The 13,571-nt window shown below is 73.6% G+C and carries 11 protein-coding genes; 6 read left to right on the top strand and 5 right to left on the bottom strand.

The window, feature by feature from the left end; translation table 11 throughout:
* Positions 1 to 53 precede the first annotated feature (53 nt).
* Positions 54 to 737 (top strand): class I SAM-dependent methyltransferase, encoded by a 684-nt coding sequence (locus Dvina_RS39980; protein WP_223095177.1) that lies wholly within the window; start codon positions 54 to 56, stop codon positions 735 to 737.
* Between the two features lie 61 nt (positions 738 to 798).
* Entirely contained in the window at positions 799 to 1,581 is a 783-nt protein-coding gene (locus Dvina_RS39975) for an alpha/beta hydrolase (RefSeq protein WP_223095175.1), read from the top strand.
* A 23-nt stretch (positions 1,582 to 1,604) separates the two neighbouring features.
* Here Dvina_RS39975 and Dvina_RS39970 read toward each other — a convergent pair whose 3' ends face one another.
* On the bottom strand, positions 1,605 to 4,481 hold the full coding sequence (locus tag Dvina_RS39970; RefSeq protein ID WP_223095173.1) for an ATP-binding protein: 2,877 nt from the start codon (positions 4,479 to 4,481) through the stop codon (positions 1,605 to 1,607).
* Positions 4,482 to 4,923: 442 nt separating this feature from the next.
* On the opposite strand from Dvina_RS39970, the gene Dvina_RS39965 reads away from it, so the two are divergent.
* Together Dvina_RS39965 and Dvina_RS39960 are read left to right on the top strand one after the other, a co-directional pair.
* Entirely contained in the window at positions 4,924 to 5,268 is a 345-nt protein-coding gene (locus tag Dvina_RS39965; protein ID WP_223095171.1) for a hypothetical protein, read from the top strand.
* 236 nt (positions 5,269 to 5,504) lie between these two features.
* Complete coding sequence (locus Dvina_RS39960) at positions 5,505 to 6,365, top strand: helix-turn-helix transcriptional regulator (protein WP_223095169.1); 861 nt, start codon at positions 5,505 to 5,507, stop codon at positions 6,363 to 6,365.
* On the opposite strand, the gene Dvina_RS39955 is transcribed toward Dvina_RS39960, so the two are convergent.
* Genes Dvina_RS39955 through Dvina_RS39945 form a run of 3 tightly spaced genes read right to left on the bottom strand, consistent with a single transcriptional unit; the run spans position 6,362 to position 9,019 of the window.
* Positions 6,362 to 7,372, bottom strand: coding sequence for a nitronate monooxygenase (locus Dvina_RS39955; RefSeq protein ID WP_223095167.1), 1,011 nt, complete (start codon positions 7,370 to 7,372; stop codon positions 6,362 to 6,364). The two genes, Dvina_RS39960 and Dvina_RS39955, sit on opposite strands and share 4 nt — an antisense overlap.
* A 12-nt stretch (positions 7,373 to 7,384) precedes the next feature.
* Positions 7,385 to 8,053, bottom strand: a complete 669-nt coding sequence (locus tag Dvina_RS39950; RefSeq protein WP_223105971.1) for a SanA/YdcF family protein — start codon at positions 8,051 to 8,053, stop codon at positions 7,385 to 7,387.
* A 45-nt stretch (positions 8,054 to 8,098) separates the two neighbouring features.
* A complete protein-coding gene (locus Dvina_RS39945) occupies positions 8,099 to 9,019 on the bottom strand; it encodes a carbohydrate kinase family protein (RefSeq protein ID WP_223095165.1) in 921 nt (306 codons plus the stop codon).
* 82 nt (positions 9,020 to 9,101) lie between these two features.
* Between Dvina_RS39945 and Dvina_RS39940 the strand changes: the two genes are divergently transcribed.
* Both Dvina_RS39940 and Dvina_RS39935 read left to right on the top strand, forming a co-directional pair.
* Complete coding sequence (locus Dvina_RS39940) at positions 9,102 to 11,129, top strand: vWA domain-containing protein (RefSeq protein WP_223095163.1); 2,028 nt, start codon at positions 9,102 to 9,104, stop codon at positions 11,127 to 11,129.
* Positions 11,119 to 12,477 carry an extracellular solute-binding protein gene (locus Dvina_RS39935; protein WP_223095161.1) on the top strand — a complete coding sequence of 453 codons (1,359 nt, stop codon included), beginning with the start codon at positions 11,119 to 11,121 and terminating at the stop codon, positions 12,475 to 12,477. Before Dvina_RS39940 ends, Dvina_RS39935 begins: the two co-directional genes overlap by 11 nt.
* On the opposite strand, the gene Dvina_RS39930 is transcribed toward Dvina_RS39935, so the two are convergent.
* Positions 12,465 to 13,517 carry a helix-turn-helix domain-containing protein gene (locus Dvina_RS39930; protein ID WP_223095159.1) on the bottom strand — a complete coding sequence of 351 codons (1,053 nt, stop codon included), beginning with the start codon at positions 13,515 to 13,517 and terminating at the stop codon, positions 12,465 to 12,467. The two genes, Dvina_RS39935 and Dvina_RS39930, sit on opposite strands and share 13 nt — an antisense overlap.
* Positions 13,518 to 13,571 lie beyond the last annotated feature (54 nt).

Here is a 13,571-nt window from a genome sequence, read left to right as displayed (position 1 = left end):
GATGGCTCCCGGGAGTGACGTCCGTTTCGTCCCCCGCACCCTACGGTCGCGCCATGTTCTCCGTGGACACGATCATCTCCTGGTACCGCGAGCACGCCACCGACCTGCGCACCGCCCGCGAGGAGCAGCGCGAACTGCTCGTCCAGGCCCCGATGCACCCCAAGCTCGACGACATCGAGGCCGAGATCATGTACCTCGCCGTCCGCGCCCTGCGCCCGCACACCGTGATCGAGATAGGCGCCTTCCACGGCTGGTCCACCAGCTGGCTGCTGCGGGCCCTGCGCGACAACGGCGACGGCATCCTCTACAGCTACGACCGGGTGGCCCACGCCCGGCGCACGCTGCCCGACGAGCTCACGAAGACCCGCTGGCGCTTCACGCACGGCGACGTGCGCACCGCCGACCTCCCCGCCGACCCGGGCCTCGTCCTCATCGACGCCCTGCACACGGCCGGCTTCGCCCGCTGGTACACCACGGCGCTCCTGGACCACCTGAAGCCCGGCACCGCCGTCGCCGTCCACGACGTCTACCACGGCCGCCGCCCCTGGCCCAACAGCGAGGGCGCCGTCCTCCTGCGCTGGCTGCGCGCCCGGGGCCTGCCCCACCTCACCGCCTCCCGCCACGGCGACCCGGACGTCCACGACCACCTCACCGGCGTGAAGCGGCGGCTGCGGATGGCCGCCGCCGTCCACTCCGGCAAAGCCGACCCCATGGCCTTCTTCGGTACCGCGGAGTGAGCCCGGCAACCACTCCGCAGTATGACGATCCGGACCCGCCCGCCTCCTTACGTTGCACCGCATGCGAACGCTCCTGCTGCTGCCCGTCATCGCCGCCGCCCTGACCGTCTTCGGCCCCACCCACGCCCCGGCGACCCCCGCCCCGCTCCCGCTGCAGAACGTCCGCCTGCCCGACGGCCGCGCACTGGAGATCGTCGGCGACCTGCCGGCCGCCCGCACGGTCGTGGTCCTGATCCCGGGCGTCGACACCACGGCCGCCAACTTCGACCGCGGCCTGGGCGGCGTCCAGCGAAGGGCCCCGGCCTGGCAGGCCAGACAGCTGGCGGCCGCGATCGACGACCCGGCCGTCGCCGTGGTCGCCTGGCTCGGCTACCACCCACCCCACGGCGTGGGCCTCGACGCGGCCCGCGAGGACCTGGCCGGCGCGGGCGCCGCCGCCCTGCGCGAGTTCGTCTCCCGCCTGCCCGGCCGGCGCATCGTCGTGGTCGGCCACAGCTACGGCTCGACGGTGGCCGGCCTGGCCGCACACACCCTGGACCCGCGCGTGACCGACATCGTGGCGCTGGGCAGCCCCGGCCTGGGCGTCGACAGGGCCGCCGACCTCCACACGCAGGCCCACATCTGGGCCGGCACCGCCCCCAACGACTGGACCCGCCGCATCCCCGCCCTCCACCTCCTCGGCGCCGGCCACGGCACCCACGTCTACACCCCGTCCTTCGGCGCGACAGCCATCCCGGTCGGCGGCGTCGACGGCCACGACGGCTACTTCACCCCGACCTCAGAGGCTCTCCGCGCGATCGCCGCGCTCGTTCGCGGTACAGCTGCCACCGCTTCTCGCCTGTAGCCTTTCGACAGCTCAGCCACCGATCACAGGTTGGCCCGGGCCCACGCGACGAGCTCGCGCCGGTCGGAGATCGCCAGCTTCCGGCGGGCGTTTGACACGTGCACCCCAACAGTGCTTTCGGCCATCATGAGCTCGGTGCCGACCTGCGCATAGGTGGCCCCGGTCGCGACGATCCGCAGCACCGCGATCTCACGCTCGGACAGCGCGGCCACGTCCGGCCGGGTCGTCGCGCCGGACAACTGCGAATGCAGCGCGCGAAGCCGGTCCAGGAGCGGTCGGGCGTCGAGCCGCTCGGCCGTCTCCAGCGATTGCCCGAGGGCGGCCGCGGCCCGGGGAGCATCGCCTTCGACATGCGCGGCCTCGGCCTCCTTCCATCGGGCGTACGCCGCCGCGTAGGGCCGGTGCAGCGCCTCCCACCGGCCGGCCGCCGCGGCCCATTCGGCGGCGCTGTCGGTGCCCGCGGCCCGGTGCGCCTCGGCCTCGCACTGCGCGCGAAGGGCCGCGGACTCCTCACCGGGTTCGCCGACGTCCGACACGGCCCGGGCCAGCCGGGCCAGCCGCTCGGCGGCGCGTGCGACCTCCCGCCGATCGGCGTCCCCGGCGCGGGCGTCGGCGGCGGCACGCAGCTGGACGGCGTGGAGCCGGAGCGCCTCGACGGCGGGCGGTGCGGCGCCCATCGCTTCGAGGCCATCCGCCGCCGCCCTCCGGGCCGCAGCGACGTCGCCCGTCCACAGGGCGAGCTCGGCCTCGCAGGTGAATCGGGCGCGGACGAACCGCGGGTCTCGGATCGGCCGCTCGCGGATCTGTTCAAGCCGCTCGCGGGCCGCGGCGAAACGTCCGCGGGCCACGTCGATCTCCGCCTGGGTCAGCCGGAGGTACGCGCTCTGCCCGACAGGTGTGCCGAACAGCAGCGCGTCGTCGAGAAGCTCGCCCGCCTCGTCCCATTGGCCCAGCAGATTGAGCGCAACACCGGCGTTGTTTGCAAGCGCAACGGCGATTCGTGAGCCGTCCAGGCCGTGTCCGCGCGCGGTGTGCAAGCCGCGTCGAGAGGCGTCCGCCGCCGCCTCGAGCTGTCCGGAGTGCTCCAGCGCCACGGCGAGGTTGGCGTAGGTTCGCAGGAGATCCTCGAACTGACCGGTCGCCTCGGTGACCTCGACCGCCTCGCGGAGCCGGTCGATGCCGCCGGCCGGCTCGCCGAGCAGCGTCATGGCGAGACCGGAGACCTGGAGCGCGAAGCCTCGCTCGGCGGCCGTGCCGACGTCGTCGGCCATGGCGACCGCCGCGTCGGCGTGGGCCCGGGCCTCGGCGTAGTCACCCGCGCGAAGCGCGGCGGTGGCGAGGTCGGCCTCGACGCGGACGTGCAGTGGCGAAAGCGGCCGGCTCGGCAGCAGGTCCTTGGCCCTCAGGTAGGACGCGGCCGATCCGGTCGTGTCGCCGGCCTCCCATTGGTATGTGCCGAGTCGCTCCAGCAGCTCGGCGGTCCGGGTGGCATCCGCGGCGACCTCGTGGAGTGCCGCCTCGATCGACTCGACGGCCCGGGCGACGTGCCCGGCCCAGCGAGAGGTGGCCGCCAGCGCCTCGAGAACCTCGTCCCGGGACTGCCCGGTGACCTCGGCGGCATCCGGCACGGACGACCACAGCTCCAGCGTCCGCCGATACTGCAGCTCGGCCTCGCGGTATGCGGGTATGGCGGTTGCGGCCCGGCCGGCGGCCACCGTCGCGGCCAGCGCCTCCCGGTGCCGGCCCGCCTCGAACCAGTGATGGGCGAGCTCGATCGGGACTGAGCCGGCCGAGATGCCCAGCGCGGGGTCGGCGGTGAGAGCCTCGGCCATGCGGGTGTGCAGGCGCCGGCGCTCGAAGCCGGGAATCTCCCCGTAGACCGCCTGCCGGAGTAGAGCATGCCGGAATGCGTAGGCTTCGTCATTGTCGCCGGTGACGAGGAGATCCCGATCCAGGCAGGTGCGCAGCGCCGCCGCGAGCTCGTCCTCGTTGAGCCCGCAGACCGCCACGAGCAGGCGCTCACTGACGCGCGGACCAGCCGTGGCCGCGACGCGCATCAGGTGGCTCGCCTCTGGGGGGAGGCCCTCGATCCTGGTGAGCATCAGCTCCAGCAGAGAACCCGGAATCCGCGTGCTCGTGGCCCTGATCAACTCCTCGGCGAAGAACGCGTTGCCGCCGGACAGGTTGAAGACGTGATGGACGAGGTCGCGGGTCTCGGGCCCGCGGGCCGCCTGGACGAGCTGGCGCATCTCCTGCTCCGAGAACGGCGGGACGGTCACGGTCGTCACCCGGCGCAGGAAGTCGGGCTCCGCCAGGACCCGGCGCAGCGGCTGTCCCTTCGAAACCTGGGTGCGATACGTCCCGACCAGCACAAGTCGCTGGTCAGACTTCGCCCGGACCAGGTACGAGATGAGGTCCACAGTGGACTGATCGGCCCAGTGCAGGTCCTCGAACACCAGGACCGCGGGTCCGGAGGTGCTCAGCCGGTCGATGAACCGCAGCACCGCCCCGAACAGCTTCCGCTGGCTGCCGAGGCCGCCCGCCCCGCCGCCCACCGGCTGGCTGTCGGTGAAATCGGCGACCAGCTCGCTGAGCTCGCCGAGGTTGTGCAGTGCCGGGTCGCCGTTGGCGCGCACATAGCGTCGCAAGGCGTCGATCAGTGGCGCGTATGGGAACGTCCCCTCGCCTTCGCCGCCCACGAGCTGCACGCATGCACCTATCAGGACCTGAGCTCCCTGCCGTCGAGCCCGATCGGCGAACTCACCCACGAGCCGTGATTTGCCGACGCCGGCGTCGCCGCGGATCATCACTGCGGCCGGTCGGGCGTCGCTCGCCCCGGCCAGCAGTTCGTCAAGCCCGGCCAGTTCGTCGGCTCGGCCGATGAAGGTCTCAGCCGTCACCCTGCTCCTCTGTGATCGCTCGGGAACCTGACAGCTCTAAAGGATGGCGGTCATCGTACTCCGTTCTCGATCGGAATACGACCAGCTGGAGTGGCCACTAGAGCGGCCCTGACCAGCGTCGGAGAATTGATCTAGGGGACTTTTAGGCAACTCGGGTCCGTGGCTATAAAGATTTTCTTTACTCAATGGTTGTGCGGCAGTGCTGGTGCACGGGATAGTTGACGGGCCGGTCACGTGACGAATCGCTGTGGAGGGGTCCGATGCCGAGCGAGATCTGCGGAAATCACCGATCGGCCGTCCGATCGACCCCATCGGCGATCGGGGGCCCACTGCGGCGCCGGCCGCCCGCTGTGTTTCGCGCTGTGCATGACGCGGCACTGCAGCGGTGGTCTGTGCGTCCACGGTTGCCGGTCGCCGGCTGACGTCGGCGTAGGGACCGCTGGTGAACTTTTCCGAGCTCGCGCCCTTGGTGACGACCGCATTCGCGGGCGGCGGGCTCTGGCTGGCCGTTCGCGGACTGTGGCTTGCTGTTCGTGAATGGGTCAGGGAGCACGAGAAGACCAAGCGCGAGAAGATCCGCGAAGATGGTCGGACCCAGCGGATTCTGCTGCGCATGTTTGCTGACATGCCGGTGGAGCCGCCCGGCGCCGGCGAGCTCGGCGACACATGGCGCGAGTCTCCACCGCCGCCCATCGACCGGGCCTACGCGGCCGGCCGTGAAGTGTCGACGCCGGGCGCCGCGCGCCCGGCCGCTCGCTCCGACCGTAACGGCCGCCAGCGTCTGTAGTCCCGTGGTGCGGCCTCCCGGCAGGCTGGGCGCCGGGCGGGAGCCGGCCCGCCGCGTCGGGATGTCGTCCACCGATACGGACGCACAACGGCGAGACCGGTGCCTGATGGTTGACATCGACGGGCACGCCGGCGGCCGGCTGCGCACTGCGGTCATCGGCAAGGCTTCGCGGCCCGGCGTTGGCTGGGTTTGTGGGACCTACCCTGAGCTCGGGCGGGGCCGGGCACACTTGGGGCATGGCGAGCGATCACCCGTATGCGCAGGAGCTCGGCGAGTTCCTCCGGGCCCGGCGCAGTCAGCTGCGGCCGCAGGACGTCGGGCTCGAGCCGGGTGGGCGGCGCAAGGTGGCCGGGCTGCGGCGGGAGGAGCTGGCGCTGCTCGCCGGGTTGAGCACCGACTACTACCAGCGGATGGAGCAGGGGCGGGAGGTGCGGCCGTCGGACGACGTGCTCGACGCCATCGCCGGAGCGCTCGACCTGGACGACGCGGAGCGGCGGCATCTGTTCGCGCTGGCGCGGGCGGCCCGGCGGCCGGTGCCGGTGCGGCCGGCGCGGCGGGCGCCCGAGGAGGTGCCGGGCAGCACCCGGCGGCTGTTGCACGTCATGCACACGCCGGCGATGGTGCTGGGCCGGCACCTGGACGTGCTCGCGTACAACTGCATGGCCGAGGCGCTGTTCGGGGACCCGGCGGCGCTGCCGCCCGAGGAGCGGAACATGCTGACGGTGATCTTCAGTGATCCGGGCTCGCCGCTGCGGTGTGCCGACTGGGAGGAGATGGCCGTCCAGTACATCGGCATGATGCGGGCCGCGGTGGCGGCCGATCCGACGCATCCGCGGGCGACGGCGATCATCGGGCGGCTCAGCATCGGCAGTGCCGACTTCCGGCGGCTGTGGGCGCGGCACGACGTGGCCGAGGAGGTGCACGGGACGAAGGTGTTCCGCCACCACGAGGTGGGCGACATGACGCTGGACTGGGACACGTACCCGCTGCCCGGCAACCCGGGGCCGGTCATGCTCGTCTACACCGCCGAGCCGGGCTCGCCCGACGCCGAGCGGCTGGCGCTGCTGGCCTCACTGCACGCCACCCGGCGCGGTTAGGCCTTCCCGGCCAGGTGGTCGAGGGCGGCGGCGGCCGGGCCGGTGCGGGCGTGGCGGAAACCGGTGCCGGCCCACAGGTTGACCCGGTCGGCGTCGCCGGCCTGCGCGGCGGCCCGGCGCAGCGGGGTGGTCAGGTGGTGTACGGCCGGGTAGCCGGACGGGGCCGAGGCGTGGTGCCGGTCAACGAAGCCGTTGCGCAGCGCTCTGGCCGGGCGGCCGCTGAACGCGCGGGTCAGGACGGTCTCGCCGGCTCCGGCCGCCAGGGCCGCCCGGTGGACCGCGCCGGCGCCGCTCTCGTCGGTGCGCAGCAGCGCGGTGCCGACCATGACGTGCTGCGCCCCGGCGGCAAGAGCCGCGGTGACGTCGGCCGGGGTGCCGATGCCGCCGGCCGCGATCAGCGGGAGGTCGACGACGGCGCCCACCGCACGTACCACATCGGCCAGATCGCGATCGGCGGGAAGCTCGGCGGGCGTGAACGTGCCCGAGTGGGCCCCGGCCGCGCAGGACTGCACGATCAGGCCGTCCACGCCGACGAGCGCCGCCCCCCGAGCCTCCACAGTGGACGTCACTGTCTGCAGGACCACGCTGCCGGTCCGGCGCAGCGCGGCGACGGTCGCCGCGGGCGGCAGGGCGAACGTGAACGACACCACCGGCACCGGCCGGGCGAGCAGCAGGTCGATCTTCGCCGCCCAGTCGTCGTCGTTCTCGACGGGCGCGGCGCCGGCCAGGTCGAGCCCGAACGCATCGGCCTCGGGCTGCAGCTCCCGCGCGTAGCGCCGGAACGCCTCGGGGTCCACCGGCACCGGGTTGGGCGCGAACACGTTGACGCCGAAGGCGCCCCGGACCTGGTCGAGCTGGGCGGCCAGGTCCGCGGCCGTGCGGTAGCCGGCGGCCAGGAAGCCGAGAGAGCCGGCGCGGGCTGCGGCCAGGACGAGCGACGGCGTCGACGGACCTCCGGCCATCGGCGCGGCGAGGACCGGCGACGACACTCCCAGCAGCGCGCTCATCGCCGCATTCTCTCAGCCCTGCAGCAGCGCGTCCTGCACGCCTGTCTCGGGCCGGCCCAGGAACACCGGGTCGCGGCCGCTGAGCACGTCGAACGCCGCCTTGTCGGCGGCGCCGTACTCGCGCAGCGACGCCTGCCACCACGGCGCGTGGAACCGGGCCATCGTCGTGTCGCCCACGCCTACCGCGTCGACGCCGAGGTGGCGGCAGAGTGCGACGGCCCGCGGCACGTGGAACGCCTGTGACACGACGATCAGCCGGTCGACGCCGAAGACGCGCTTCGCCCGGGCGCAGGAGTCGTACGTGTCGAAGCCCGCGTGGTCCTCGATGATCCGCCCGGCCGGCACGCCCCGGTCGTTGAGCCACAGCCACATGGCACCCGGCTCGTCGTAGCCCCAGTCCATGTGGTCGCCGGAGACCAGGATCGCCTTGACCTTGCCGGCCGCGTACAGCTGCCGGGCGATCTCCAGCCGCGCGGCCAGGAACGGCGACGGGCTGCCGTCGTCGTACACCTGCGCGCCCAGGACCAGCGCGACAGGCGCCTCCGGCACGTCGTCGACGCCGTACACGTAGTCGCGCGACGCCGACTGCAGCCACATGGACGCCTCGGCCGTCACCAGGCCGCCCGCCATCGCCATCGCGATGCCGAGCTTCACCACGCGCCGCAGCCAGGTCTGGTACATGCCCCCGAGGATGGCGTTCACCAGCGAATTCTCAACGCTACGACGTCAATCCGACAGGGCCCTCCACGAATGCTGCACATCGGCGATCCCGGCCGCCAGCTCCGCCTCCGTGATCAACCGCTCGTGCGTGCCGGCGAACCCGCAGGCGAACGCCCCGGACACGGCACCGGCCAGCGCGCACTCCGGCACCGGGCGCCCCTGCAGCCACCGGCTCATGAACGCGGTGCTGTAGGCGTCGCCGGCGCCGTTGGAGTCGAGGGCGGGGCCGGCCAGCGGCACGACCGGAAAGCGGACCGCCGCCGCTGCGGTGCGCACGCGGCTGCCGTGCGCGCCCTCGGTGGCGACCACCATCGACGCCCGGCCCTCGGCCAGGATGCGCCGCATGACGTCGTCGATCCGGTCGGGTACCGCCGCCGCCGACAGGAACACCAGGTCCGCCTCGCCCGCCATCGGCCACGCCCAGTCGTCGGTGCCGTTCCACGTGTGGACGTCGGTGGAGGTGGTGATGCCCAGCGCGCGGGCCCGGGCCCAGACGGCCGGCGTGCGCTGGGTGGCGACGTGGACGTGGGCGGCCCGCTCGACGAGCGGCAGGTAGAAGTCCTCGGGGTAGGCGTACCCGGCCGGGTAGCGCCCGTCGAAGAACGAGAACCGGCGGCCGGCCGCGTCGACGAGGTTGACGCTGCGCGGGGTGCCGTACGGCGCCGGGTGCGCGACGAAGTCGAGGCCCGTCTGCCGGTACCGCGAGCGGATCAGCTCACCCTGCGCGTCGTCGCCGAGCGCGTCGGCGAACCGCGTCCGCCGGCCCAGCGCGTGCAGCCCCAGCGCCACGCCGTTGCCCGAGTGGGCGACGTAGTCGTGGATCGGCGGCACGGGGGTGCTGTCGCCCGGCGGGATCGTGAAGTCGGGCACCCGCACGATGGTGTCGATCCCGGCGCCTCCGAGCACCAGCACGTCAAACTCGATCATGCCGCCGAGCATATTCGGCAGGAGTGGCCATCGAGAGGGATGATAGAACGACAACCCTACCGCCAGGGGGTGCGCCGCCGGCATGATCGACACGGGGGACACGGACACCAGCAGCAACGGCAGCAGTAGCGGCAACGGCAACGGTAACGGCGGCAACGGACGCGAAACGGCGCGGCCCATCGTGTCGATCCTGGTCGCGCTGTTCACCGGGGCCGGGATCTCGCTGCAGCAGCTCTCCACCGGCCAGCCCGCCTCGTTCGCGCGGTGGGCGATGCTCATCGGCGGCTCGCTGATCGGCGGGCTCGGCGGCCTCTTCGCGGCCGGGCTGTTCGAGTCGCTGCTGCAGTGGTTCGGCCAGGTCCTGGGGAAGTTCCGGTCGATCCTGCGGTGGCGGGCCCTCTTCGTCGGCGTGCTGTGCCTGGTCGCGCTGGCCGCCGGGTACGCCGTCAAGCCGGCGATCGACTCCTTCGAGCGCTGGATCCACGGCTGCCCCCGGCCGGCCGGCGTGCGGGTGCTCACGTCACAGGAGCAGCTGGATGCGGTACGGCAGCTCGCCGACGCCTACGAATCGGCCACGGCCGCGGCCAACCACGGCTGCCCGACGGCCGAGCTGTACGTCTACGCGGCCCGCCCGGCCGACGCCCGCGACGCCATCGGCTCCGGCTGGTCAAACGACGCCCTCGGCCAGATCGGCCCCCGCCCGGACGTGTGGCTGCCGGACTCCACCGCCGACATCGACGCCGCCCGGGACGCGGCCGCGAAGTTCGCGGTGCCCGTGCCGATCGCCGAGCAGCGGATCATCGCCGCGTCCCCGATCGTGCTCGGCGTCCCGGCCGCCGCGGTGCCCGGCGACCTGGCCGACCGGCGCGAGGACCTGACCTGGAAGCAGCTGTGGGACGAGGTGACGCGGCGCGGCTGGGACGTGCTGCGGCCCGACCCGTCGGTGTCGGGGGCCGGCGCCCTGGCCACGACGGTGCTCTATGACCGCACGCACGTCGACGGCCCGGCCGCGCGCACCGTGGAGCAGCGCATCGAGCGCTCGCTCGACGCGGGCGGCTTCCCCCTCGGCGACAGCACCGAGCTGCTGTGCCGCAAGCGCGCCGAGGACCCGCACCGGGCGGCCGTCCTCACGACCGAGCAGGCGCTGGTGCGGTACAACCAAGGCTTGGATTGTGGCTTCGACCAGGGGCGGCCGGGCAGCGAGGCGAGCCTGGTGGCGTTCTATCCGACCGACACCGCGGGCGCCGATCACCCCCTCGCCCGGCTGGGCTGGGACACCACGGCGGCCCCCTCGACGGCGGCGGCGAAGGACCTGGAGGGCTGGCTGGGCCGCGACGAGGGCAAGCGGGCGCTGGTCCGGGCCGCGCTGCGGCCGCCGCCCCTGTTCGACGTGGCCGAGCCGCTGACGGAGCGGTTCGGCGCCCACGCCGGGATCGCGTTCGAGCGCCGGCCGCCGCCGGGGGACCTCATCAGGACGACGCTGCAGCGCTACGCCCAGGCCCGGCGGCCCGGCCGGGTCCTGCTGGCCCTCGACGTCTCCGGCTCGATGCAGACCCTGGCCGACGGGCGCCGGACGCGCTACGAGGTCGCGGCGTCGGGCGTCGGGCGGGCCCTGGACCTGATGAGCGGCCGCGACGAGTTCGGTCTGCGCGTGTTTCCGGCCGACGGGCGCGGCACCGGCTCGCGCGACATCGTGCCGCTCGGAAGGGCCGACGTGCCGATTTCGGGGGTACCGCGGGCGAAGGCGGCGATCGACGCGCTCGGCCAGGTGCGGCCGGCCGGCAACACGCCGCTCCTGCCCACGATCGCCGACGGCGTGCGGGACGCGGCGGCCGGCAAGGACGAGCAGATCGCCGGCCTCGTCGTGCTCACCGACGGCAGCGACACCAGCGGCACCGACCCGTCGAGCGTCGACGCCCAGGTGCGCGGCAAGGGCGTGCGGGTCTTCGTCATCGCGATCGGCGAGGCCAGCTGCGGCGCGTTCGCGCTGAAGGACATCACCGCCCACACGGGCGGCGCCTGCTACGACGCCGATCCGGGCGCGATCGGCGACATTCTGCAGGACCTGTTCGGCCTGCTCTGGGGAGGCGAGCCCGGCAATGGCACGTAAAGTACCGCGCTTTCTCGAGCGCCACCGGGCCCTGCTGGCCGCGGCCGTGGTGGGTGCGGCGCTGGCCCTGCTGGTCAACGCGTTCGTGGTGCCGTGGTTCCACGACGACCACGCGCCGGAGGACGGCGAGCTGGTCATCCTCAGCGGCCGCGACGACGGCTACGGCCACCAGCGCCAGGCGCTCGTCGACCAGTGGAACGCGCTGCATCCGCGCAACCCGGCCCGGATCGAGGAGCTGGCCGCGGTCGCCGATGCCCAGCGCAGCGAGATGGTGGCCCGGGCCCAGGGCGGCGGGCAGGGCGACGCCGACATCTACAACCTCGACGTGACCTGGACGGCCGAGTTCGCCTCGCAGGGGTACATCCGCCGGCTCGACGACGCCGACCCGGCAGGCTTCCTCCAGCACCCGCTGGACACGTGCCGCTACGACGGCAAGCTCTGGGCGCTGCCGTTCAACACCGACGCCGGCCTGCTGTACTACCGCGACAACTACGTCGGCACCGCCCCGACGAGCTGGCCGCAGCTGGTCGCCCAGTCCCAGTCGGTCCTGACCGGCTTCGGTGCCCTCACCGCCGACGGCACCCGCCCGACCGCCGGCTACGCGGGCCAGCTGGCCGACTACGAGGGCCTGACGGTCAACGCCCTGGAGGCGATCTGGGCCGCGAACGGCGACGTGGTCGACGCCGGCGGCCGTGTCGTCATCGACTCGCCCGAGGCCCAGGAGGGCCTGCATCGCCTGGCCGAGGGCCTGAACCGCTCGGCGCCGCAGGTGATCCTCCCGGAGTCGGCCGGCTTCGACGAGCAGGCCGCCACGCAGGCGTTCGCCGAGGGCAAGGTCCTGTTCATGCGCAACTGGCCGGTGGCCCACCGCACGCTTGACCCCCCGCCCGCCGTCGCCCCCGCTCCCGGCCCGACCCCCGGCCCCGCCGCCCCGCCGGCCGACACCCGCCCCGCGCTGGAGTTCGAGGTCACCCGCCTGCCGGGCCCGAGCGCACTGGGCGGCCAGAACCTCGCCGTCTCCGCCCACAGCCGCCACCCGAACGCGGCCCGGCAGCTCATCGAGTTTCTGACGAGCGAGCGCAGCCAGCAGATCCTGTTCGAGCGGGGCGGCTTTGCGGCCACCCGGGAGATCGTCTACCGCGACGCCGAGGTCGTCGCGCTGTACCGGTATGCCCCGACCTTGCTGGAGGCCATCCGCACCGCCCGCACCCGGCCCGTGACCCCGCACTACGCCCTGTTCTCGGAGACGTTCCGGGCGATCGTGCGCCAGGCGCTGGCCGACGGCGGCCAGCTCCCGGCCGACGCCAAGCCCCGCCTGGAGGCGGCGTTGAAGGGCTACAAACGCTGATGTCGATGGTGGCGGCCGGGGGCGCGCAGGGCGGTTCGGGGCGCGAACGGGGTGGCCGGGGCGGCGTCCGCGCAGACCGGCCAGGCCCTGAAGTCGCGGTGCTCGGCCCAGATCCAGTGGGCCGCCTGGATGTTCCACTCCGGGTCCAGGGCGACCCGCTGGGTGCCGTCGTAGTTGCTCAGCACCTCGTCGGTCAGCTGGAACACGCCCCAGCCGCCGTCCGGGTCCAGGCCGACCCAGAGGGCGTCCAGGTGTGAGCGGCAGCGGGCGACGTGGACCGCCTCGTCGCCGGCCCGGGGGTTGCGGAACACCTCGCGGATGCGCCGCTCGACCTGCTCCTCGGACCAGGTCCGCATCGAGATCCGGCCGGAGACCAGGGCCTTCCTGGTGGCGTCGTCGACCCGGCCGGTCGGGGGCAGCCCGGCCAGCACCTGGAACGCGACCACCCGGCGGCGGGTCTCGGTGCCGAAGTTGGCGTCGGCCGTGAGCACGGTGCCGCTCTTGATCAGCAGGATCTGGATCTCCCGGACGCAGTCGCCGTGCTCACCCAGGGCGATCACCGAGGCGCAGGCCGTGGCCTTCAGCTCGGCCCCGGCGTCCGCGCGGGCGGACCGCGGGGCGCCGGAGCCGGCGAACACGTTGAGCGCGATGAGGCCGAACAGCGCGAAGATCGCGACGGCGGCCCGGTCCGGGAGGCGGCGGTGCCGGCGGCGCGGTGCCGGCGGCCGGTCGACCGGTGGCGCGGGCGCGGGCTCGGGCGGTGGCGCGGGCTCGGCCGGCTTCCCGGTCGTGGGCCGGGCCGCGGCGGCCAGCACCCACATCCGGTGCAGGTCCAGCAGCTCGCCCCGGTCGGCGCCGCAGGCCCGGGCCAGCCGGCTGACCGTGTCGAAGTCCGGGGGCACCGCCGCCCCGGAGCAGTAGCGGTGCACGGTCGAGCGGCTGAGCGCGGCCCGGCCCGCCAGTTCGGTGTAGCTACATCCGGTGGCCTCCTTGAGGCTCGTCAATCGCTGGGCGAGTTCGCTTGACGCATCGACTGCCATTGCTTCCCCGTGGTGTGCGTAGGTGGGCAATGTAGCCGATCCGGCCGTTCCGTA

The sequence above is a fragment of the Dactylosporangium vinaceum genome (genome assembly GCF_019904175.1).
Taxonomy (GTDB): domain Bacteria; phylum Actinomycetota; class Actinomycetes; order Mycobacteriales; family Micromonosporaceae; genus Dactylosporangium; species Dactylosporangium vinaceum.
The sequence above is the reverse complement of the archived record's forward strand: the minus strand, read 5'-3'. Positions and strand labels throughout refer to the sequence as shown.